Genomic DNA, 22,542 nt, shown 5'->3' on the forward strand with positions numbered 1-22,542 from the left:
CGATCGCACCGCCCACCGCGGACCCGTACCCGCCGGTGAGCAGGCAGCCGCCGATGACCGCGGCGATGATGTACAGGAACTCGTTGCCCACACCCTCCCCGGACTGCACCGCGTCGAACGCGAAGAGGTTGTGCATGCCCAGGATCCAGCCGCAGAACCCGACCGCCATGAACAACCCGATCTTCGTCTTCGTCACCGGCACACCCACGGCGCGGGCCGCGTTCGCGTCCCCGCCCACAGCGAAGATCCAGTTGCCCACCTTCGTGCGCAGCAGCACCCAGGACGCGACCGCGACCAGGATGATCCAGAAGAACACCGTGATCTTCACCTCGACCCCGCCGATGCTGATCGAGGACGCGAACACCGCATGGGCCGAATCGAAACCATCCAGCTTCGAAATCGACGGCGAGGACACCGACCCCCCGATCAGGCGCGTCAACGCCAGGTTCAGGCCCGTAAGCATCAAGAACGTCGCCAGCGTCACAATGAACGACGGCAGCTTCGTCTTGACCAGGATCCACCCATTGATGAAACCGATGCCGAGCGAGACGACGAGGGCCAGCAGGACACCCACCCATGCGTTCAGGGAAAAGTTCCAGCTGAAAAGCGACGCGGTCAGGGCCGAGGAAATCACGGCCACACCGGTGGAAAGGTCGAACTCGCCGCCGATCATCAACAACGACACCCCCACCGCCATGATCCCGATCGTCGAGGAACCATAAAGGATCGTCGCCAAAGCATTCGGCTGGGTAAACGTCCCGGACACCGAAGCAAAGAAAATGAAGAGGACAACCGCCCCCACCAGGGCACCGACCTCAGGCCTGCCCAAAAACTTCTGGATCGGGCTACGCCTTCCGATCCGCTCATCGCCGGGGGCCGAGGCCGGTGCCGGCGGCAGGGTTGCTGTGTTTGCCATAGGAAGAAACTCCTTGTTGGTCAGGCCGCGCGGCGGTCGCCCGCCGCGCGGCCGGAATCCTGGATCTAGCGGACGCCCTGCTGGGCGAATTTGAGGACGTCGGAAGCGTTCGACTTGTCAACGATGGTGGGACCGGTAAGAACGGGCTGGCCCCCACCGAGCTTGAAGCCTCCGCGCTTGGCCTGCCACAGGGAGTCAACGGACATGTAGCCCTGGAGCCACGGCTGCTGGTCCACGGTGAAGAGCACCGAGCCATCCACGATCTTCTGGGCGAGGTCGGCGTTCAGGTCGAAGCTGGCCACCTTTGCGGAGCTGTTGGCGTCTGTGACCGACTTGAGGAGCGTGAGGGTGATCGGGGCGCCTAGGCCTACAATCACGTCCGCGTCCTTGGCTGCCTGGAGTTTCGCGGTCGCTGTGGACTGGACAGATGTCATGTCCTGGCCGTTGACGTACAGGACCTCGGTTCCCGGGACCTTCGCCTTCACGCCGGCACACCGTGCCTCAAGGCCGACGTGGCCCTGCTGTTGAATCACGCAGATCGGGTGCTTGAAGCCCTGCGACGCGAGCTTGGTTCCCACGGCCTCGCCGGCCAGCTTTTCGTTCGAGCCGAAGTGCGTAAATGCCCCGAGCTGGGCCGAGACGTCCTCGCCCGCATTGAGGCTTACTACCGGAATACCGGCGTCTTCGGCCTTCTTGAGGACGTCCTTGAGTGCATCAGGAGTGGCGAGGGTGACGGCGATGCCGTCGACCTTCTGGTCGATGGCCTGCTGTACCAGCTGGGCCTGGCGGCCGGCTTCGGGGTCGCTGGTGTAGAGGAGGTCAACGTTGTCCTTCGCGGACGCTTCCTCGGCGCCCTTGCGCACGATATCCCAGAACGTGTCGCCTGCTGCGGCGTGGGTGATGAGGGCTACTTTCATCCGGGGAGTGCTGACGGCTTGTCCGCCTCCCGCGGCGTTGGCGGTGTCGGCCGGCTTTCCGCCTTGGCTGGAACAAGCACTGAGAGCCATCATCGGAACGACGGCCGCCACAAGTGCCGCCTTCCGCCAGGAAAACTTCTTCACGATTTATCTCCTTTGATAGGGGTTGCGGCCCTGCCACTCTGCAGGAGCTCAAAGCCCTCTACACAGATCATGGTGACTGGCCTCACATATGTCAATACTTTGTCCTGACATTAGGATGTTTTTACGTGAAGGACTGGATTGATGACGAATCAGAGTGCGGCCCGGGCCGTCGTCGAGCGGACAACCAGGACGGGATCAATCAAGGTGCGCTCGGGCGCGATAGCGGGGTTTTCAATCCTGGCCAACAGCCTGCGCGCAGCGCCAATGCCGACGAGGTCGCTTCGGTTGTCGACGGAAGTGATGTCCAGGTACCTCGATTTGGCCAGGGGGGAATTGTCATAGCCGATCACCGAAATATCTCCGGGCACGCGAAGGCCCCGGGCCTTGAGGACGGCAAAGGCGCCCACGGCCATGGTGTCGTTGGCCGCGAAGATCGCGGTGGTGTCAGGATGGTGGTCCAGGAGCCAGGAGGCTGCCGCATAGCCATCTTCCTCCGAAGTGCCCCGGGATTCGGCGATCAGGAGTTCGACGCCGGCCGCCTGGATCTGCCGCCGGAACCCGGCGCGCCGATGGGCTGACGCGCCGTCGGACCCTGAGAGATGACCGATGCGTTGGTGGCCCAGCTCCAGCAAATGACTCGCGGCCAGGCCGCCCCCGCCGTCGTCGTCGTTGGTGATGAGGTCGGCACCGCTCGGCACCCCCAAGCGCCACCCGGCCACCACCGTGGGTACCCACGTCCGGGCCAGCATGGGCTCGCTCGGTTCCGCCGCGATCACCAGCGCGTCAACGTGCATGGCGAGGAGGCCGTCCGCGGCTTCTTTGATGCGGTTCTCGCCCGGCCGGGAGTCGGCCAGCAGGACGTGGTAACCAAGCTCCGAAAGAACCGACTCCAGGCCCCTCAGCAGATCCACGAACCAGAGGTTCCGGTAGTCGTCGATCACCAGGCCGATGCTCTTGGTGCGGTTGCTCGCCAGGGTGGTCGCGGCCCGGCTGGGCCGGTAGCCCAACTCAGATATCGCTGCCTGGACAGCTTCCCGGCGCTTGTCGCTGACCCTCGCCGGCGCTTGCAGGACCAAGGACACCAACGACGGCGAGACGCCGGCTAGCTTGGCAACGTCGTAGATGGTCGGGCGGCGGGTTTTTGGACTGCTGGAACTCATGGCTCGGAAACCTTTCTCCTTTGGTGTCAAGGGTATTAGCAAGACATTGACAGGACATACTCACATGATTAGGCTGTGAGTTCAGTGCTAAATTGTAGCGCTCCAAAATGCCAAAAGGGGTGTTCGGCACCCGGGCTGAATTTCGAAGGAGAAATCAATGGCTGAGAGCCTAGGGGTCGCCGTCATCGGCGCAGGAATGGCCGGCAAGGCACACGCGGCGGCCTACCGCACGGCGTCTGCCCTTTACAGCCCCGCGCTTCCGCCGGTGCGCCTCGTATCGATCGGCGACGTGAACGCGGAGTTCGGCTCCCTCGCTGCCCGGCGATTCGGCTACGAACGCAATGACACCTCGTGGCAGGCGATCGCGGAAGCGGACGATATCGACGTCGTGAGCGTCGTCATTGCGAATTCCCTCCACCGCGAGGTGGTCGAAGGACTGCTGGCCGCCGGCAAGCACGTCCTCTGCGAGAAGCCGCTGAGCGACTCGCTCGAGGACGCCCGCGCCATGGCGGAAGCAGCCCGCAACGCTTCCAGCATCGCGCGTATCGGCTTCACGTTCCGCCGCACACCGGGCATCGCCTATATCCGCGACTTGATCCGCACCGGTGTCCTCGGCAAGGTGCTGCACTTCAGCGGCCGCTACTGGACGGACTACGGCTTCAGCCCGTCCGCTCCCATGAGTTGGCGCTACAAAGGCGGCCCCGGCTCCGGCGCGTTGGCCGACGTCGGAAGCCACCTCACGTACATCTCCGAGTTCCTGTGCGGCGACATCACGTCCATCAGCGGCGGTCGTCTGAGCACCGTCATCGACAAGCGCCCCGTGCCCCTGGGCGCCGTCATGGGCCACGACCACGCCGCCGTGAGCGACACCTTTGAAGCCGTGGAGAACGACGACTACGCTGCCTTCAACGCAGCATTCGAGAATGGCGCAGGCAGCTTCGAAGTCTCCCGCGTTGCCGCCGGCCACGCCAACAGCCTCAACTTCGAAGTGTTCTGCGAGAACGGTGCGGCAAAGTTCGACCAGCGCCGCCCCTCCGAAATCCAGCTCTTCCTCAACGATGGCTCGGGCAACGAGAACGGCTACCGCCAGGTCATCCTCGGACCAGGCCACCCGTACATCGCCGGCGGCCTCGCCATGGACGCCCCCGAAGTCGGTTTCGGCCAAAACGACGCCTTCGGCTACCAGGCCCGGGCGTTTCTCGAAGAGGTCGCCGGCCTTCCCGAGGCCGATTCCCTCCCCCGCTGCGCCACGTTCGACGAAGGCGTCCGCAACATGGAACTGCTCGGCGCCGTCACCGAATCCGCACTCAACAATGGAAAGACCATCACGCTATGAAACTCGGCGTCTACAACGCGATCCTGCACGACCGCCCACTTCCCGAAGCCTTGAAAGTCATCGCTGATTTGGGCCTGACGGGCATCGAAGTCAACACGGGCGGGTTCCTCCCCGCCGTGCACGTCCCCACCTTCGACGACATCCTGGTCTCGGATGCCGCCCGCGACGACTACCTCGCGATCTTCGAGGGAACCGGCGTCGCGATCGCAGGACTGAACTGCAACGGCAATCCCCTGCACCCCAAGCGCGAAATCGGCGAGAAGCATGCCGAGGACGTCCGCCGCTCCATCCGGCTCGCGGAGCGCCTCGGCCAGGACCGGGTGGTGACCATGTCCGGCCTTCCCGGGGGCGAACCGGGAGCCACCACAGTGAACTGGGTCGTCAACGCCTGGAACTCGGCGGCCTTGGACGTGCTGGATTACCAGTGGGATATCGCGGCGAAGTTCTGGCGCGAGACCGACCGCCTGGCAGCAGACCACGGCGTCAAGGTGGCCCTTGAACTCCACCCGCAGAACATCGTGTTCAACACCGCCGATGTGCACAAGCTCATCGAGCTCACGGGAGCCACCCACGTTGGCGTCGAACTCGATGCTTCGCACCTGTTCTGGCAGCAAATGGATCCGGTAGCCGTGGTCCGGGAACTCGGGCCTTTGGTCTTCCAGGCAGCCGCGAAGGACGTCCGCGTCAACACCGCGAATGCCGCCCTCTACGGGGTTCTCGACAACAGCTTCCGCCGGCTCTCCCCGGAAGAGAACCGCACGAACCTCGGCGGCGACGAATGGGCCAATGAGTGGCCTAGGAATTCCGCGTGGGACTTCGTGGCGCTCGGGCGCGGGCACGACACTGCCTACTGGACCGAGTTCCTGCGCGCCCTGCATGAGGTGGACCCGAACATGCTCGTCAACATCGAGCACGAAGACACCTCGCTCGGCCGGATCGAAGGACTCGAGGTCGCCGCCAAGGTCCTTCGTGACGCCGACGCAGCGCTCTCCGCATCGCTGAACGTGACGGCCTAGCCACTTCACCCGAACCACAGAGGAGGGCCTCATCCGAAAAAAGTCGGATGGGGCCCTCCTTCGTTGGCCCGCAGGGCTCTCTCTTCCCACCCTTGATACACTGAATGATGAATCCATCAAATAGTCAAGCAAGGCTCGTGATGGCGGGCCGGGAGGCAGACATGGAAGAGTTCGCGGATTTCCGGGCACCGCTGTACGAGGTGAAGGCCAATCTGTTCAAGGGGCTGGCCCACCCGGTCAGGATCCGGGTACTGGAGCTGCTGTCGGCGGCGCCCGAAGTATCCGTGACAGACCTTCTGGCCGCAACGGGCCTGGAGGCATCGCACCTGTCCCAGCACCTGTCGGTGCTGCGCCGATATCAGCTCGTCAAGGGAGAGCGACGGGCGCTGCAGATGTTCTACACCCTCGCGTACCCCCAGGTCGCGGAGCTCCTCGCCGTCGCCAGACTGCTGCTCAACGACATGCTGCACACCACCCGGGCGCAGCTTGAGACCTCAGTAGCGACTGCACCCGCGGCAGCCGCAGCGGCCAGCACCCGGTGAAGGCCCTGCTCGCTGTCCGGGCCTTGCTGCCCGGACGGCAGGACTACACGTTGTTGCCGCGCACCTGGAAAGGAGACCTGGTTGCCGGAGTCACGGTCGGCATTGTCGCGCTGCCGCTGGCTCTCGCGTTTGGTGTCAGCTCCGGCGCGGGTGCGGCCAGCGGACTGATCACCGCCGTGATCGCCGGGGTTATCGCGGCCGTCTTCGGTGGTTCCAATATCCAAGTCTCCGGACCCACCGGCGCCATGGTCGTGGTTCTGGGCCCGGTCATCGCCGCCCATGGGCTCGGGGCACTGGCCGCAGTCTCGGTCCTTGCCGGGGTGATAGTGGTGGCCGCCGGGCTGCTCAAGCTCGGGCGGGTCGTGACGCTCCTGCCCTGGCCGGTGATCGAGGGCTTCACCGTCGGAATCGCGGTAATCATCTTCCTGCAGCAGGTCCCTGCCGCATTCGGCGCCAAGCCCGGGCCCAGCAGCAACGCCGCCATCTCGGCCATCCAGGCCATCAGCACCGTATCCCCAGCCTCGGTTCTTGCCCCGGTTGCCGTCGTAGCCCTGGTGGCGCTGATCATGGTTGCCTCGCCGCGGATCCACCCCCGGATCCCGGGCTCGCTCATCGCGATCATCATCGCCACTGTGGCCGCGCAGTTGCTCGATCTGCCCGTGACCCGGATCGGCGCCCTGCCCGGTTCCCTTCCGGCCCCGATGATGCCATCCCTGGACCTGGCGACGATCACCGCGCTGGCCGCCTCCGCGGGCACGATCGCGGCCCTGGCCGCGATCGAGTCGCTGCTCTCGGCACGGGTCGGGGCGTCGATCTCCGATACCGGCCCCTACGACGCGGACCGTGAACTCCTGGGCCAGGGCCTGGCCTCGGTCGCGTCCGGATTCTTCGGCGGCATGCCGGCCACAGGTGCCATCGCCCGCACCGCGGTGAACATTCGCTCGGGCGGCCGGACACGCCTCGCCGCCATCACCCACGCGCTCGTCCTGCTGGCCGTCGTGTACCTGGCCACCGGCCCGGTTTCCCGCATTCCCCTAGCCGCCCTGGCCGGGGTGCTCATGGTCACCGCGACACGCATGGTCTCCCTCAAGACGTTGCGCAGCGTGATCGGATCAACCCGCGCCGACACGGTCGTGTTCTTCGTCACCGCACTGATCACCGTGTCCTTCGACCTGATCGAGGCCGTGGAAATCGGGATCGCAGTTGCCGCCTTCTTCGCCTTGCGTGCCTTGGTCCGGTCCAGCGGGGTGCACCGTGAGGAAATCCCCGGCCCGGTCCGCGAAGGGGACGAGCACATCGCCGTGTTCCGCCTCGACGGGGCGCTGTTCTTCGCCGCCGCCGAGCGCGTCCTGGAGCGGGTCAGCGCCATCCGGAATGTCGACGTCGTGATCATCCGCATGTCACAACTGCAGATCCTGGACGCTACCGGGGCCAGAACAATCACCGACATCGTCCAGGCTCTGGAACGCCGTGGAATCACCGTGCTGATCAAAGGGATCCAGGAACGCCACCTTCGACTCGTCACCCAAGTGGGGGTCCTGGACTCCCTTCGCCACCACAAACACCTCTTCACCGAACTAACCCCCGCCGTGGAGCACGCCCGAAGCCACGTCGCCCGCGCCGCCAGCGCACGCACCGCCCGCAACCCCGGCAAGAAACCGCAACCGGTCCAGACGCAGGCGACCCTACAGGCGCCAACTTTGAAAGAAGACTAATGCCGTCACTGAATGAAGCCAGCGCCCACATCCGGGCCGCCCACCTGCTCGTGCGGTCCGCCGAGGAATGGGACGCGCTCTCCGAAGATTTGCTTCGGAGCTACGATCCCAATGACAACGACAAGGCCGAGATGCTCCGAGAATCCTTCGTTGCCGCTTGGAGGATGGTCATCCGCAACCTGCTCATCGATCCCCTGAACGCCATTGACATCACTGTCACCCCGGCCGTTCACCCCTGGGGCATCGCCACCCTGGAAACCGCCGGACGCGCCTGCGAACCGCTCTTGTGCTCCCCGGAAGGACTCCCCGCATTTCCCAAGACAAGCGACATTCACGGCAGGCCGCGGCTGCTTAGCTTCGAGGAAGTGATGGCCGGCTACAGCACCTGCCTGGCATCCCTGCTTCGGTAGCCGGGACAACAAAGGGAGGCGGCGAAAAATCGCCGCCTCCCTTTGTTGGCCGCCCTACTGGACCTTGGCGATGTACTTGCCCATCGTTTCCAGCTGGTAGCGGGACACCTCGTTGGCGTTGTCGTCCTCGGCGAAGACGCTGGACACCATGACGGTGTTGTCCTTGTCCAGGAAGCCGATTTCCTTAAGTTCGCCGAAGAACTCATCCCAGTTGACGTCGCCGTCGCCGATCTTGAGGTGTTGATGCACGCGCACGGCGTTTCCGGGCGGGTTGGTAATGTAGCGCAGTCCGTGCGAGGCATGGTGGTCCATGGTGTCGGACACGTGGACCAAACGCAGCTTGTCCCCCGCGGCCCGCATGATGTCGAGCGGCTTGTTGCCCATGTGGAACGTGTGGGAGGCAACATAGACCATGCCGATGTTGGGCGAGTTGACGCCCCGGATGACCCGCAGCGCGGCGAGTCCGTCCTCGACGAAGTCATCCGGGTGCGGGTCGATGAGGATGTCCAGGCTTTCGCGCTCGATGATCGGAAGCAGCTCTTCCATCGAGCGGTAGAACGCCCTTTCGGACTCCTCGGCCTTTTCCGGCCGGCCGCTGAATTCGGTGTTCATCGTCTGCACGCCGAGTTCTACCGTGATCTGGATGGCACGCTTCCAGTAGCGGACCGCTGCCTCGCGGGCGTCTTCGTCGGGTCCGGACCAGCGCAGCACGGGAAGCACCGAGGCGATCTCTACGTCGGCGTCCTTGCAAGCCTTTTTCAGCTGGCCGACCAATTCGTCGTCGGCCTTGGGGTGGTTGAAAAACGGGATAAAGTCCGCATGCGGGGTCAGCTGGAGGTATTTGTAACCGAGATCGGCAGCAAGCCGCGGAAACTCCAGGAGGCCGTGGCTGTGGTGGAACGGGGTGGGATCGAGGGCAATCTTCATGGCGATTCCTACTTGTACAGCTCGGGCTTGGTGTTGAGTTGTACCGCCACCTTTTCGCCCGACTTCTGGGCCTCGACGCCGGCTTCGCAGCAAGCAGCCGTGGCGTAGCCGTCCCAGGCGGTGGGGCCGCCGATTTCGCCGCGGCGGGCGGCATCAACCCAGGCCTGGACCTCGACGTCGTATGCGGCACCGAAGCGCTCTTCGAAGCCGGGCGTGACCTTGCCGCCCCAGCGGCCGGCGCTGCGGACGTAAGGACCGCCGTCGCCGCCGATGCTCACGATGCCGTCCTCGAAGGACGCCTGGGTGGCGACTTCGTAGCCGAACTTCGCGTTCACGTAGATCTCGACGTCGGCCAGCACGCCGGACTCGGTCTCGATCAGGACGTGCTGCGGGTCGTGCTGGCCGTTCGGGGCGTTGCGCGTCGCCTTGCCCAGGCGGACCTGCACGGAGGTGATCTCCTCGCCGGTGAAGAAGCGGATGGCGTCGAATTCGTGGACCACCGAGTCATTGATGAGCATCTCGTTGGTGAAGCCCGCAGGGGTGTCCGGGTTGCGGTGCTGGTGGTGCAGCATGAGCAGCTCGCCGAGTTCACGATCGCGGATCACGGAACCCAGGGCGGCGTATTCGGCGTCGAAGCGGCGCATGAAGCCCACCTGGATGCGCTTGTGGCCGAGCGCCGTTTCCGCCTGGACAACCTTCCAGGCGCTCTCGGCGTCCGGGGTGAGCGGCTTCTCGCAGAGAATCGGGAAGTCCTTCTCCAGTGCCTTGTACAGGATTTCCTCGTGCAGGAAGCCCGGGGTGGCGATCAGCACTGCGTTGACGTCCCCGTTGTTGAGGGCCTCATCGGCGCTGGCGAGGGCGACGGCGCCGTCGATCCCTGCGATGGCGGCCTGCGCACGGGCGAGGTCGACGTCGACGACGGCGGCCACTTCGGCGCCGTGGATGCGGGTGCTAAGCCGCTTGATGTGGTCGGCGCCCATGCGGCCTGCGCCGATGACGGCCACGCGGAGAATGTCAGTCATTGTTTCTGTCCTTAGGTGTTGGCGCCTGAAAGGCAGCGTTAGTTAACAGTCGTGCGGGAGCCGCACGAGAGCAGGTAGTTCCGGGTGCGCTTGGCGATAGGCATCGGGACGTCGAAGGCCACGGGATACATGTCCTGTTCCACAATGCCAAAGATCGGGCGGTTAAGTCCTTCAACCGCTTCGATGACGGCGCGAAGATCCGGCAGCCCGTTCGGCGGTTCGGTCATGACTCCGGCCAGGTTGGCTGCCGCCCAGGTCATGTTTTCCTCGTTGACCTTTCGCAGGATGTCCGGGTTGATCTGCTTCAGGTGCAGGTAGCCGATCCGGTCCGGGTAATTCTTGATGAGTTCCAGGCTGGAGGCTCCGCAGTATTCCGCGTGCCCGGTGTCCAGGCACAGGTTCAGATACTGGGGATCGGTCTCGGCGAGCAGGTGCTCGATATCCGCTTGGGCGCCGACGTGGGAATCTGCGTGGGAGTGGAATTGCTGCTTGAGGCCGAAGTCTTCCAGCAGCACCTTGCCCATGCGGTTGTGGCCGGCGAACAGATCATTCCACTGTTCCTGCGACAGTTCCCCGCTCTCCACGGCCTCGCCGGTGACGTCGTCGCGCCACATCGCGGGAATGACCACGATGTGTTCGCCGCCCATGGCGGCGGTCAGTTCGGCGACCTTGCGTGCCGGTTCCCAGGCTTCCTCATACTGTGCGCCACCGCGGTGGAAGGCCGTGAAGACCGTTCCCGCGGTGACCTTGAGGTCGCGCTGCTTGAGTTCCTCGGCGAGGCGGGCGGGGTCGTTCGGCAAGTAGCCGTAGGGGCCTAGTTCAATCCATTTGTAGCCGGACTCGGCTACCTCATCCAGGAAACGTTCCCACGGGGTCTGCTTGGGGTCATCCGCGAACCAGACACCCCAGGAGTCCGGGGCCGTGCCGATGATGAGTTTGTTCTCTGTCATTGCTCAATCCTTAACGTTGACTGCTCCCCACCGGGGGCCAGCCCAACTGACTCGCATTTGTTGTCGTTATGCGGGCCCAAAACGACAACTACTGCGAGTCAGTTGGGCCAGAGGAGACTAGTTGGAGGGGAAGTTGTAGGAGGCGCCGGAGGCGTGGGTGGGTTCGGGCCAGCGGGAGGTGATGACCTTGCCGCGGGTGTAGAAGGACACACCTTCGGGTCCGTAGATGTGTTTGTCGCCGAAGAGCGAGGCTTTCCAGCCGCCGAAGGAGTGGTAGGCCACCGGTACCGGCAGGGGCACGTTGATGCCCACCATGCCCACGGTGACGGAGCGCTGGAACTTGCGGGCGTTCGCGCCGGAGGAGGTGAAGATCGCGGTGCCGTTCCCGTAGGGGTTGGAGTTGATGAGCTTGATGCCTTCCTCCAGGTCCTCCACGCGGACGACGACGAGGACGGGTCCGAAGATTTCCTCCGTGTAGGCGGTCATTTCGGCCGTGACGTGGTCGATCACGGTGGGGCCGACCCAGAAGCCTTCTTCGTGGCCGGGGACCACGAGGTCCCGGCCGTCCACGACCATCGCCGCGCCGGCGGCTTCGGCTTCGGTGACGATCCGCACGATGCGTTCTTTGGAGGCCGGGGTGATGACCGGGCCCATTTCGGCGTCGGGCTCGGTGCCGTTCTTGACCTTCACCGCGAGGGCACGTTCTTCGACCTTCTTGACCAGCAGCTCCGCGGCATCGCCGACGGCGACCGCGACCGAGATGGCCATGCACCGTTCGCCGGCGGAACCGAACGCGGCCGCGGCCAGGTGGTCGGCGGCGTTGTCCAGGTCGGCGTCGGGCATGATGATCGCGTGGTTCTTCGCCCCGCCCAGGGCCTGGACCCGCTTGCCGTGCTTGGTGGCGGTTTCGTGGACGTACTGGGCGATCGGGGTGGAGCCGACGAAGGAGATGCCGTCCACGTCCGGGTGCGTCAGGAGCCCGTCGACCGTTTCCTTGTCGCCGTGCAGGACCTGGAACACGCCGTCGGGCAGCCCTGCCTGCTTCCACAGCTTCGCGAGGAGCATCGAGGCGGAAGGGTCCCGTTCGGAAGGCTTGAGGATGAAGGCGTTGCCGGTCGCGATCGCCATCGGTGCCATCCACAGCGGCACCATCACGGGGAAGTTGAACGGAGTGATGCCGGCGACGACGCCGAGCGGCTCCCGGAAGGAGAACACGTCGATGCCGGTGGAGACCTGGTCCGAATAGTCGCCCTTGAGCAACTGCGGGATGCCACAGGCGAACTCGATGACTTCCAGGCCGCGGCCGATTTCGCCCTTGGCATCGGAGATGACCTTGCCGTGTTCGGCGGTGATCAGGGCCGCGAGTTCGTCCACGTGCGCGGCGACGAGTTCGCGGAACTTGAACAGGACAGCGGTGCGCTTGGCCAGGGAGAAATCGCCCCACTTTTCCGCAGCAGCCTTCGCTGCGGCGACCGTGGCGTCCAGATCGGCCCGGTTCGCGAGCCGCAGCTCCGCTGAGACTGCGCCGGTGGCCGGGTTGTAGACCGGCTGGCTGCGATCGCCGGCGCCGGCGGTTTCAACACCGTTGATGAAATGCTTGATGGTGGTCAGGGTGGTCGTCGTCGACATGTGCGGACTTCCTTGTCTTTGGCTTGAAAAGAGCTTGAAGGGGTCTAGCCGAGCAGCTTGCGCTGGCGGTTCTTGTGGTCGGTGTAGGTCCGGTAGGCCTGTTGGGTGGATTCGAGTTCCGAGACCTGCGAGACGGGAACGTCCCACCAGGACTCGGAGCTCGGCGCATCCAGCAAGGGGTCCGATTCGACGTGGATCACGATCGGCCCGGTCTCTTCCGGCGCCGACTTCGCGTCGCGGATGGCCTGTTCGAGTTCGGAGATGACCTTCTCCCCCGGTTCGATCCGGATGACTTTCGCGCCGAGGGACTCGGCGTTGAGGGCCAGGTCGATGGGCAGGTTCTCGCCGGCGTCGAAGGAGTGCTGTTCCTTGTCCAGGACCCGGTACTGGGTGCCGAAGCGCTGCGAGCCCAGGGACTCGGAGAGCGAACCGATGGAGGCGTAGCCGTGGTTCTGGATGAGGACCACGATCAGCTTGATGCGTTCGGCGACGGCGGTGACCAGTTCGGTGTGCATCATCAGGTAGGAGCCGTCCCCCACCATGACCACGACGTCGCGGTCCTTGCCGCCCGCGGCGGCCTCGGCCAACGCGGCGCGCTTGACGCCCAGGCCGCCGGGGATCTCGTAGCCCATGCACGAGTAGGCATATTCCACGTGGTAGCCGAAGGGATCGCGGACCCGCCACATCTTGTGCAGGTCACCGGGCAGGGAACCGGCGGCGCAGATGACAACGTCCTGCTCGTCCATGGCCCGGTTGGTGGCGCCGATAATCTCGTTCTGCGCAGGCAAAGGCGTGTGGCGGGTGTCGAAGGCTTCATCCACCGTGGCGTCCCAGCGCTTCTTCTCGGCCGCGATCTTCTGCTCGAGGTCCCCGCCGACACGGTATCCGCCGAGCGCCTGGTTCAACTTGACGAGGGCCTTGCGGGCGTCGGCGACGATCGGCAGCACGGTTCCGTGCTTGTACGCGTCGATCGCGGCCACGTTGATGTTCACGAACTTCACGTCGGGGTTCTGGAAAGCAGTGCGCGACGCCGTTGTGAAGTCCTCGTATCGGGTACCGATGCCGATGATCAGGTCAGCCTCGGCAGCGATGGCGTTCGCCGCCGTCGTGCCCGTGGAGCCGATGGCTCCGAGCGAGAACTTGTGGTCCCACGGCAGCACGCCGACGCCGGCCTGGGTGTTGCCCACCGGGATGCCGGTCAGTTCGGCGAAGCTGGCGAGTTCCTCGTTGGCGAAGGCGTAGAGGACGCCGCCGCCCGCAATAATGAGCGGGCGCTTCGCGGCGCGGATGGCCTCCGCGGCGCGGCGGATGTCGTCGTCGTCCGCCTCGGGGCGGCGGATCCGCCACTCACGCTCGGCAAGGAACTCCTCCGGGACATCCAACGCCTCGGCCTGGACATCCTGCGGCAGCGAAATGGTCACGGCGCCAGTCTCGGCCGGGTCCGTCAGGACGCGCAGGCCGTGGTGGAACGCCGAGAACAACTGCTCCGGCCGGGACACCCGGTCGAAGAACTTCGAGAGCGGACGGAACGCGTCGTTGACCGTGATGTCGTAAGCGTAGGGCAGTTCGAGCTGCTGGAGCACGGGGTCAGCGACCCGGGTGGCGAACGTATCGCTGGGCAGCAGCAGCACCGGCAGCCGGTTGGTGGTGGCCAGCGCCGCGCCGGTTAAAAGGTTCGACGAACCCGGGCCGATCGAGGTGCTGATCGCAAACGTCTGGCGGCGGCGGGTGTGCCGGGCGTAGCCGACAGCCTGGTGCGCCTGGGCTTGCTCGTTACGTCCCTGGTAATACGGCATGATCGCCGGATCAAGCTGCTGATACTGCTTGAGGGCCTGCCCGACGCCGGCGACATTGCCGTGCCCGAAGATCCCGAAAGTGCCCGGGATCAGGCGCTCCCGGTACTCGCTCCCGCCGACGGTGTCCACCGTGTACTGCTTGGACAGGAACTCGACAACCGCCTGGGCGACCGTCATTCTGCGCGTTGACATTAGTCTTACTCCGATACTTTCGCAGGTGTCTTCAGCAGCTCTGGCGTCTTCAAGAGCGAGGCGGCGGTGGCAACGGCCCCGGCCACGTCGCCGTCGGCCGGATACAAAAGGGTGCGCCCCACAGTCAATCCCTGGACTCCGGGCAGGGCAAGCGCTGCCTGCCAGCTGGCAAAGACCTCGTCCTGGCCCGCATCCGGATCCCCGCCCAACAGGACAGTGGGCAGCGTGGTGGCCGCCATGACGCGTTCCATCTCAGCCACGACCGGCAGCTTCATCCAGGTGTAGGCGCTCGTGGAACCGAGGCCCTCGGCAATCGCGACCGACTTGATCACGGCGTCCGGGGAAAGGTCGTTGCGGACCTTGCCGTTCGCCTCGCGGACGGACAGGAACGGCTCCACCATCGCGATCAGCTTGCGCGCCGCGAGGGAGTCCACTGCCTTGGCGGTGGCCTCCAGGATCGACGCCGTGTCCGGGTCCCCGAGGCAGATCCGGGTAAGCATTTTGCCGCCGTCGGCGCCGAGGGCGTCCAGGGCCGCCGCGGTGTGGCCCGTGAAACGGTCATCGATTTCGTTGACCAGCCCGGCGAGGCCGCCGCGGTTCATCGAACCGAAGACGAGCTTTCCCTCCAACGCACCGAGCAGCAGCAGGTCATCCATGATGTCCGGGCTCGCGAGCACACCGTCGACGGCGGGGTTCGCCAAGGCGATCTGCAGCCGGTCGAGCAGGGTCCGGCGGTCTGCCATGGCTGTCGGGTCGGCGCCGACGCTCAGGGCGCCGCGCGCCGGGTGGTCGGCCGCGACGATGAAGTTCTGGGTCCCGTACTTGAGTCCCGGGTGGCGGCGACGGGCGGCGGCGGCGCGGGCAACGGCGTCGGGATCTTCAAGCCGGATGGCACTGAGGTGCTCGTACCGGCGGGGGTCGTCATTGAAGCTCAACGTGTTGCTCCTTCGGAAACGGCTGCGGCGGTACCGGCGGGTGTCAGGCGGCCGCGTTCAGCGAGCAGCGAGGTGACCTCGTCCGGCGTCGGCATGGCATCTGCGCACGAGAGGCGGGAGGCGACGATCGCGCCGGCGGCGTTCGCGTAGTCCAGGACCTGGGCCAAAGGCCAGCCGGAGAGCAGTCCGTGGCAGAACGCGCCTCCGAAGGAATCGCCCGCGCCCAGGCCGTTGACAGTCTCCACCGGAACCGGCGCGGAAACGACGCGTTCGGTGCGGGTCTTGGCCATGACGCCTTCGGGGCCGAGCTTGACGACGGCGATTTCGACGCCGGCGGCCAGGAGGCGGTCCGCCTGTTCGTCCGGGGTTCCCCCACCCACGGCGACGGCACATTCCTTGTCATTGCCGATGGCGACCGTGACGTGCGGCAGGATCTTGGCAACTTCAGCGCGGGCCTCGTCCTCCGAAGCCCAGAACATCGGCCGGTAGTCCAGGTCCAGGATGGTGTACTGGCCCTCCTTGAGTCCCGTGCGCGGACGTGCCTCGTGGGCTGCGAGGTGGGCTGAGCGGCTGGGCTCCTGGCAAAGCCCGGTCACGGTGGACCAGAAGATCCCGGCGTCCTTGATCGCGTCGAGATCCAGTTCCTCGGCCTTGATCTGAAGGTCCGGCGCCGTCGGGAAACGGCCGTAAAAGTAAAGTGGGAAGTCGTGCGGGGGCTGGATCGCGCAGAACGTGGCCGGGGTCTGCAGCCCCGGCACCGGGGTGACGAATCCGTCGTCGACCTTGAACTTGCGCAACTCGCGGTGCAGGTAGACGCCGAAGGGGTCATCGCCCGTACGCGTAATCACGCCGGAACGGCGGCCGTGGCGGGCTGCGGCAACAGCCACGTTGGAGGGCGAGCCGCCTAGATACTTGCCGAAGGACTGCACGTCCTCCAGTCCCACACCGATGTCGTTCGGGTAGATATCAACGCTGATGCGCCCGATGGTGAGCAGTTCGTGGGTCACGGTGATCGCGGACCTTTCTGTAGTGAACTCTTCTTGCGGGACGGTGAGAGCTCCGGTGCTTTTGCCGGCCCGCAGTGAGCGGGGCCACAACCACTACTTTGCACCAGAATTCATGTCCTGTCAAAGGTTTGTACTGACATATTTACAACGAAACGTAATGGCCGAAGTTACGCGGTGATATGGGTTTGAATCCGCTCCAAAACGCTGAGTTACCGGGCAGGAACGGCAAGTTCGCCGGTGACATACTGGGCCCGGCCGAAGCCGAAGGACCAGTCATCGGCGGTGTTTTCGACGTACCCCAGGAAGACATCCTCGCCGGCGACGCCGATCTCACTGAGTTGCGCGGCAATGGCGGCGAACAGGGACTGTTTGGCTTCGCGACTTCGACCACCCTGGGTGAAGATCTGGATCATGACCACGCCGGAACTTCGCTCGAAGCCGAGCCCGGCGTCCTGCGCAACGATCCGGCCCGCGGGATGCTCGGTGATGATGTGGAAGTAGTCGCGCTCGGGAATGCCGTACTCGGCGAGGATGGCATCGTGGATTCGCCTGCTGAGGTCGCCGAGCTGCTCCGGCGTTCGGCCTTCGTTGACGTCAATGCGGACGAGGGGCATCTGCTCTCCTTCGATTAGTTTGTCCTGACATACTAACAAAGTAGGTGATCGCGCCACAAGCCCTCGGCACCCTGATGCGCCGCCATCAGCAACGCCCGCTCACATATATGGCTAAAAGCCGAGACGCCCGCTCACATAAATCGCCTTAACCGCAAACGCCCGCTCACATCATGTGAGCGGGCGTCGGCCCAAAACCCTTCAGATGTGAGCGGGCGTCGGTGACGGGCCGCCCGGGCTTTCAACAGTTAAACCACGACGGCGCCCGTCACCTTCGCGTGGAAGGTGACGGGCGCCGTCGTGCTTCAGTCGCGCGGAAATCTCGCGCGGAGTTGTGCTAGAGGGTTGCGAAGACCTCGCGGAGGAGCTTGGCGGTCTCGGACGGAGTCTTGCCGACCTTCACGCCTGCTGCTTCGAGAGCTTCCTTCTTGGCCTGTGCCGTACCCGCGGAGCCGGAGACGATGGCGCCTGCGTGGCCCATGGTCTTGCCCTCGGGAGCGGTGAAGCCTGCAACATAGCCGACAACCGGCTTCGTCACGTTGGCCTTGATGAAGTCGGCTGCGCGCTCTTCGGCGTCGCCACCGATTTCGCCGATCATGACGATTGCCTTGGTCTCCGGGTCAGCCTCGAACGCAGCCAGGGCGTCGATGTGCGTGGTACCGATGACGGGGTCGCCACCGATGCCGATCGCGGTGGAGAAACCGAGGTCGCGCAGCTCGTACATCATCTGGTAGGTCAAGGTACCGGACTTGGAGACCAAGCCGATGGGGCCCTTGCCCGTGATGTTTGCCGGGGTGATGCCAACCAGGGCTTCGCCCGGAGTGATGATGCCGGGGCAGTTCGGGCCGATGATGCGGGTGATCTGCTTGCCGTCAGCATCAACCGTGGCCTGGGCAAGTGCCCAGAATTCGGCCGAATCCTGAACCGGCACGCCTTCGGTGATGACGACAACCAGGCCGATGCCTGCTTCGATGGCTTCAACGACGGCGGCCTTGGTGAATGCCGGCGGGACGAAGACGATCGAGACGTCGGCGCCGGTTTCGGCGATGGCTTCCTTGACGGTGCCGAAGACAGTGATTTCCTTGTCCCCGTGCAGCACCGTGGTGCCGGCCTTGCGGGCGTTGACGCCACCGACGATGTTGGTGCCGGCCTTGAGCATCAGGGCGGTGTGCTTGGTGCCTTCGCCGCCGGTGATGCCCTGGACGATGACCTTGGAGTCCTTGTTGAGGTAGATAGACATAGTCTTGCGTCCCTTACTTCGCTGCGTTGGCGAGCTCGGCGGCCTTGTCGGCGCCCTCGTCCATGGTGGCTGCCAGGGTAACCAGCGGGTGGTTGGCCTCGGCCAGGATGCGGCGGCCCTCTTCGACGTTGTTGCCATCGAGGCGGACGACCAGCGGCTTGTTGGCGTTGGAGCCAAGCTCGGCCAGTGCACCGACGATGCCCTTTGCCACAGCGTCACACGCGGTGATGCCACCGAAGACGTTCACGAAAACGCTCTTGACCTGCTCGTCGCCGAGGATGACGTCCAGGCCGGCGGCCATGACCTCAGCGGAGGCTCCACCGCCGATGTCCAGGAAGTTGGCCGGCTTGACGTTGCCGTGGTTTTCTCCTGCGTAAGCAACCACGTCCAGGGTGGACATCACAAGACCGGCGCCGTTGCCGATGATGCCAACCGAGCCGTCAAGCTTCACGTAGTTCAGGTCCTGCGCCTTGGCCTTGGCCTCGAGCGGGTCAGCCGCGTCCTTGTCCTCAAGCTCACCGTGGTGGACGTGGCGGAAGCCGGCGTTCTCGTCCAGCGAGACCTTGCCGTCAAGGGCAACGATGTCGCCAGCGCCGGTCTTGACCAAGGGGTTGACCTCAACGAGGGTTGCGTCTTCCTTCTTGAAGACGTCCCAGAGCTTCAGGATGACGGAAGCAACCTTGGCGCGCAGTTCCTCGGAGAAACCGGCAGCGGCAACGATTTCGTCAGCCTTGGCCTGGTCGATTCCGACTGCGGGATCGATGGCTACCTTGGCGAGGGCCTCGGGGCGCTCCACGGCAAGCTGCTCGATTTCCATGCCGCCTTCTACCGAGCACATGGCCAGGTAGTTGCGGTTGGCCCGGTCCAGCAGGACGGAGAAGTAGTATTCCTCAGCAATGTCGGCGCCCTGGGCGATCATGACCTTGTTGACGGTGTGGCCCTTGATGTCCATGCCGAGGATGTTGGTGGCGTGCTCAAGCGCTTCGTCAGCGGACTTTGCGACCTTGACACCGCCGGCCTTGCCACGGCCACCGACCTTTACCTGCGCCTTGACGACGGTCACGCCGCCGATGTTCTCGGCAGCAGCCTTTGCTTCTTCAGGAGTGTGCGCCACGATGCCGGCGAGCACGGGTACACCGTGCGCTTCGAACATATCGCGCGCCTGATATTCAAACAGGTCCACGGTTTAGTGTCCTTCTACGTCGAAGTAGTTTCTGTACAGCCGGAAACCACGGTGACCGCGAAAACCGGCTGCGGATAGGTGCGCATCGAACGGCCGACAAGCAGCCGGTCACATTGCGCAAGTTCCTCTCGAACTTTAGCCCCCCGGGGAGGCCAGCCGGTTCTACAGTACCTGTTAAGTGAGTAAGCACACAGTTCTATGGACCGTAGAAAAACCGCTATATGACGCGGTTTTCCGGCGCTCCGGACGCCGCCATGCCAGGACGACAGGACGCCGGAGCCGTTAGGAATCCAGTTTGGTCAGCGGCGCGTAACGCAACAGCAGCCGTTTCTCGCCGACGTCGAACTTCACCTTCGCCACGGTCTTGTCGCCGGCGCCTTCGACGCCGATCACGGTGCCGTTCCCGAAGCTCGTGTGGTTCACCTTGTCCCCGACGGCGACGGCGACCACTTCCTTCTGCGGCTGGACACGATTGCGTACGACGGCGGCAGGCACGTCGGCGTTGAAGCCCGCCGTCGCACTGGCGGCAGCCCCGCGCGAGGTGCCGGCACCCCAGAAGGATCCGCCGTAACGCCCGGAACCGATCGGGGCGTTGCCCCAGCCGCTCACTTGGCGGGAGGTACCTTCGCGTTTCCACTCCACCAGACCGGTGGGGATCTCCTCAAGGAATTGGCTGGCGGGGTTGTATTGGCTCTGGCCCCACATGCTGCGGACTTCCGAGCGGGTGACATAGAGGCGCTTCCGTGCCCGGGTGAGGCCCACATAGGCCAGGCGACGCTCTTCTGCCAGCTCCTTGGGATCGGTTGCGGACCGCTGATGCGGGAACAGCCCGTGTTCCATGCCGGTCAGGAAAACTACCGGGAACTCCAGGCCCTTGGCCGTGTGGAGGGTCATGAGCGTGACGACGCCCATCCGCTTGGCTTCTGCCACGGCGGCGGCTGCGTCCTCGGAGGATCCTTCCGGAGCGTCCGGGATCTGGTCCGCGTCGGCTACGAGGGAAACCTGCTCCAGGAATTCACCCAACGAACCTTCAGGGTTGTCGCGCTCGTATTCCCGGACCACCGCCACCAGTTCGGCGAGGTTTTCCACGCGGGACTCGTCTTGCGGATCGGTGCTGGCACGGAGCCCTGCAAGGTACCCCGTCTGTTCCAGAACCGCTTCCAACGCTGCCGCAGCCCCGGAACCCGAGGCCACTTCGGCCAGGTCATCCAGGAGTTTCACGAATCCCAAGACGGCGTTCACGGAACGGGTGGCCATGCCGGGAGCCTGGTCCGCCTTGCGTGCCGCAGTCATGAACGACATCCGTTCGCGTTCGGCAAGCGCCGCCACGGCTCCTTCGGCGCGATCGCCGATTCCCCGCTTGGGTTCGTTGAGGACGCGACGCAAATTGACGTCGTCGTCCGGGTTCACCAGGACGCGAAGGTACGCGAGGGCGTCCTTGATTTCCTTGCGCTCGTAGAAGCGGGTGCCGCCCACCACTTTGTACGGCAGGCCGACCCGGACCAGCACGTCTTCAATGGAGCGGGACTGGGCGTTGGTCCGGTAGAAAATGGCGACGTCGCCGGGACGCAGGCCTTCCTCGTCCTGGAGCCGGTCGATTTCCTTGGCGATGAACTGGGCTTCGTCGTGCTCGTTCTCCCCCACGTAGCCGATGATCTTTTCGCCGTCACCCTCGGCCGTCCAGAGCTTCTTGTCCGGGCGGTTGGGGTTGCGCGAAATAACGGAGTTCGCCGCGCTCAGGATGTTCTGGGTGGAGCGGTAGTTCTGCTCCAACTTGATGGTGCGTGCTTCCGGGTAATCCTTCTCGAATTCGACGATGTTGCGGATATCCGCACCGCGGAAGGCATAAATGGATTGGTCGGAGTCGCCGACGACGGTCAGCTCGCTCGCGTGGGGACCCTCGCCGACGATTTCGCGGACCAATGCGTACTGGGCGTGGTTGGTGTCCTGGTATTCGTCAACGAGGACGTGACGGAAACGACGGCGGTAGGACTCTGCGAGCGCGGGGAAGGCCCGGAACATGTAGACGGTCTGTGCGATGAGGTCGTCGAAGTCCATGGCGTTGGCCTGGCGCAGGCGCTGGGTGTAGCCCTTGAAGACCTCGGACACGGCCTGCTCGAAGGGTTCGTTGTAGTTGGCGCTCGACGCGAACGCGTCGTCGTCGATGAGCTCGTTCTTGAGGGCCGAGATCTTGTGCTGGATCGCTTTGGGCGCGAACTTCTTGGGATCAAGGTCCAGGTTCTTCGCGACGAGCGTGATGAGCCGCAGGGAGTCTGCGGAGTCGTAGATGGAGAAGTTGGAGTTCAGCCCCACGTTGGCGGCTTCGCGGCGCAGGATACGCACGCAGGAGGAGTGGAATGTTGAAATCCACATGGACTTGGCGCGGGCACCCACGAGGGCTTCGATGCGTTCCCGCATTTCCGCGGCCGCCTTGTTGGTGAAGGTGATCGCCAGGATCTCACCGTGGTGGGCCCTCCTGGTGGCGATCAGGTACGCAATGCGATTGGACAGCACGCGGGTCTTGCCCGAACCTGCGCCAGCCACGATCAGCAAAGGGCTGCCCGCGTGCTTGACGGCTTCCTCTTGCTGCGGATTCAAGCCTTGGAGCAATGCGTCCGCGGACGGCAAGCCCGAATGGCCCCGCTCCTCGGCACCGCCGGGCGTCCCTCCCCAGGACGCACCAGACGCACCCCCGGGCACGGAACCGCCGGATGCAGAACCCCCTCCGGGCGCAGAGCCGCCGGGTGCAGAGCCGCTTCCGGCGCGCGAAAGCACGGCCGGAGCGGCCTTGGTGGCAGCTGTGCTTGCAGCTTTGAAGGGGCCATCCGCGTACGGGTCAAACAACATATCCATGGTGTTTACAGTCTAGGCGGTGGCCCTGACACTCATTGTCC

The 22,542-nt window shown here is 64.7% G+C and carries 19 protein-coding genes; 5 read left to right on the forward strand and 14 right to left on the reverse strand.

Annotated features, from left to right (window positions below):
- The 3 genes from QRN45_RS18645 to QRN45_RS18655 all read right to left on the reverse strand — a co-directional run.
- Positions 1-916 (reverse strand): ABC transporter permease (locus QRN45_RS18645; protein ID WP_284764268.1); only part of this gene is annotated, 916 nt, incomplete at its 3' end.
- A 65-nt stretch (positions 917-981) separates the two neighbouring features.
- Positions 982-1,977, reverse strand: a complete 996-nt coding sequence (locus QRN45_RS18650) for a substrate-binding domain-containing protein (protein WP_241708200.1) — start codon at positions 1,975-1,977, stop codon at positions 982-984.
- 149 nt (positions 1,978-2,126) lie between these two features.
- Positions 2,127-3,137, reverse strand: a complete 1,011-nt coding sequence (locus tag QRN45_RS18655) for a LacI family DNA-binding transcriptional regulator (RefSeq protein WP_284764269.1) — start codon at positions 3,135-3,137, stop codon at positions 2,127-2,129.
- Between the two features lie 157 nt (positions 3,138-3,294).
- On the opposite strand from QRN45_RS18655, the gene QRN45_RS18660 reads away from it, so the two are divergent.
- From QRN45_RS18660 to QRN45_RS18680, 5 genes are all read left to right on the forward strand, one after another.
- Positions 3,295-4,473 carry a Gfo/Idh/MocA family protein gene (locus tag QRN45_RS18660; RefSeq protein ID WP_241708198.1) on the forward strand — a complete coding sequence of 393 codons (1,179 nt, stop codon included), beginning with the start codon at positions 3,295-3,297 and terminating at the stop codon, positions 4,471-4,473.
- Entirely contained in the window at positions 4,470-5,489 is a 1,020-nt protein-coding gene (locus tag QRN45_RS18665) for a sugar phosphate isomerase/epimerase family protein (RefSeq protein WP_241708197.1), read from the forward strand. Before QRN45_RS18660 ends, QRN45_RS18665 begins: the two co-directional genes overlap by 4 nt.
- Before the next feature lie 161 nt (positions 5,490-5,650).
- Complete coding sequence (locus tag QRN45_RS18670; RefSeq protein ID WP_241708196.1) at positions 5,651-6,031, forward strand: ArsR/SmtB family transcription factor; 381 nt, start codon at positions 5,651-5,653, stop codon at positions 6,029-6,031.
- Entirely contained in the window at positions 6,028-7,746 is a 1,719-nt protein-coding gene (locus tag QRN45_RS18675) for a SulP family inorganic anion transporter (RefSeq protein ID WP_264637466.1), read from the forward strand. Before QRN45_RS18670 ends, QRN45_RS18675 begins: the two co-directional genes overlap by 4 nt.
- Complete coding sequence (locus QRN45_RS18680; protein WP_241708194.1) at positions 7,746-8,156, forward strand: hypothetical protein; 411 nt, start codon at positions 7,746-7,748, stop codon at positions 8,154-8,156. Before QRN45_RS18675 ends, QRN45_RS18680 begins: the two co-directional genes overlap by 1 nt.
- A 54-nt stretch (positions 8,157-8,210) precedes the next feature.
- Here the strand turns inward: QRN45_RS18680 and QRN45_RS18685 are convergent, their stop codons facing one another.
- The 11 genes from QRN45_RS18685 to pcrA all read right to left on the reverse strand — a co-directional run bounded on the left by QRN45_RS18685 (position 8,211) and on the right by pcrA (position 22,501).
- On the reverse strand, positions 8,211-9,083 hold the full coding sequence (locus QRN45_RS18685; RefSeq protein ID WP_284764270.1) for a sugar phosphate isomerase/epimerase family protein: 873 nt from the start codon (positions 9,081-9,083) through the stop codon (positions 8,211-8,213).
- 8 nt (positions 9,084-9,091) lie between these two features.
- A complete protein-coding gene (locus QRN45_RS18690) occupies positions 9,092-10,105 on the reverse strand; it encodes a Gfo/Idh/MocA family protein (RefSeq protein ID WP_241708192.1) in 1,014 nt (337 codons plus the stop codon).
- A gap of 38 nt (positions 10,106-10,143) precedes the next feature.
- A complete protein-coding gene (locus QRN45_RS18695) occupies positions 10,144-11,055 on the reverse strand; it encodes a sugar phosphate isomerase/epimerase family protein (RefSeq protein ID WP_241708191.1) in 912 nt (303 codons plus the stop codon).
- A 117-nt stretch (positions 11,056-11,172) separates the two neighbouring features.
- Positions 11,173-12,684: a CoA-acylating methylmalonate-semialdehyde dehydrogenase gene (locus QRN45_RS18700; protein ID WP_284764271.1), complete on the reverse strand. Its 1,512-nt coding sequence runs from the start codon at positions 12,682-12,684 to the stop codon at positions 11,173-11,175.
- Between the two features lie 44 nt (positions 12,685-12,728).
- Positions 12,729-14,657: a 3D-(3,5/4)-trihydroxycyclohexane-1,2-dione acylhydrolase (decyclizing) gene (gene iolD, locus QRN45_RS18705; RefSeq protein ID WP_284764301.1), complete on the reverse strand. Its 1,929-nt coding sequence runs from the start codon at positions 14,655-14,657 to the stop codon at positions 12,729-12,731.
- A 20-nt stretch (positions 14,658-14,677) separates the two neighbouring features.
- Positions 14,678-15,607 carry a Cgl0159 family (beta/alpha)8-fold protein gene (locus tag QRN45_RS18710; protein ID WP_284764273.1) on the reverse strand — a complete coding sequence of 310 codons (930 nt, stop codon included), beginning with the start codon at positions 15,605-15,607 and terminating at the stop codon, positions 14,678-14,680.
- Complete coding sequence (gene iolC, locus QRN45_RS18715; RefSeq protein ID WP_284764275.1) at positions 15,604-16,614, reverse strand: 5-dehydro-2-deoxygluconokinase; 1,011 nt, start codon at positions 16,612-16,614, stop codon at positions 15,604-15,606. Before iolC ends, QRN45_RS18710 begins: the two co-directional genes overlap by 4 nt.
- A gap of 209 nt (positions 16,615-16,823) precedes the next feature.
- Positions 16,824-17,228 carry a tautomerase family protein gene (locus tag QRN45_RS18720; protein ID WP_284764276.1) on the reverse strand — a complete coding sequence of 135 codons (405 nt, stop codon included), beginning with the start codon at positions 17,226-17,228 and terminating at the stop codon, positions 16,824-16,826.
- 334 nt (positions 17,229-17,562) lie between these two features.
- Positions 17,563-18,465, reverse strand: a complete 903-nt coding sequence (sucD, locus tag QRN45_RS18725) for a succinate--CoA ligase subunit alpha (RefSeq protein WP_241708187.1) — start codon at positions 18,463-18,465, stop codon at positions 17,563-17,565.
- 13 nt (positions 18,466-18,478) lie between these two features.
- Positions 18,479-19,648: an ADP-forming succinate--CoA ligase subunit beta gene (sucC, locus tag QRN45_RS18730; protein WP_078106244.1), complete on the reverse strand. Its 1,170-nt coding sequence runs from the start codon at positions 19,646-19,648 to the stop codon at positions 18,479-18,481.
- 282 nt (positions 19,649-19,930) lie between these two features.
- On the reverse strand, positions 19,931-22,501 hold the full coding sequence (pcrA, locus tag QRN45_RS18735; RefSeq protein WP_241708186.1) for a DNA helicase PcrA: 2,571 nt from the start codon (positions 22,499-22,501) through the stop codon (positions 19,931-19,933).
- Positions 22,502-22,542: the final 41 nt, after the last annotated feature.

The organism is Arthrobacter sp. efr-133-R2A-63 (genome assembly GCF_030209795.1).
GTDB classification, from domain to species: Bacteria; Actinomycetota; Actinomycetes; order Actinomycetales; family Micrococcaceae; genus Arthrobacter; species Arthrobacter bambusae_A.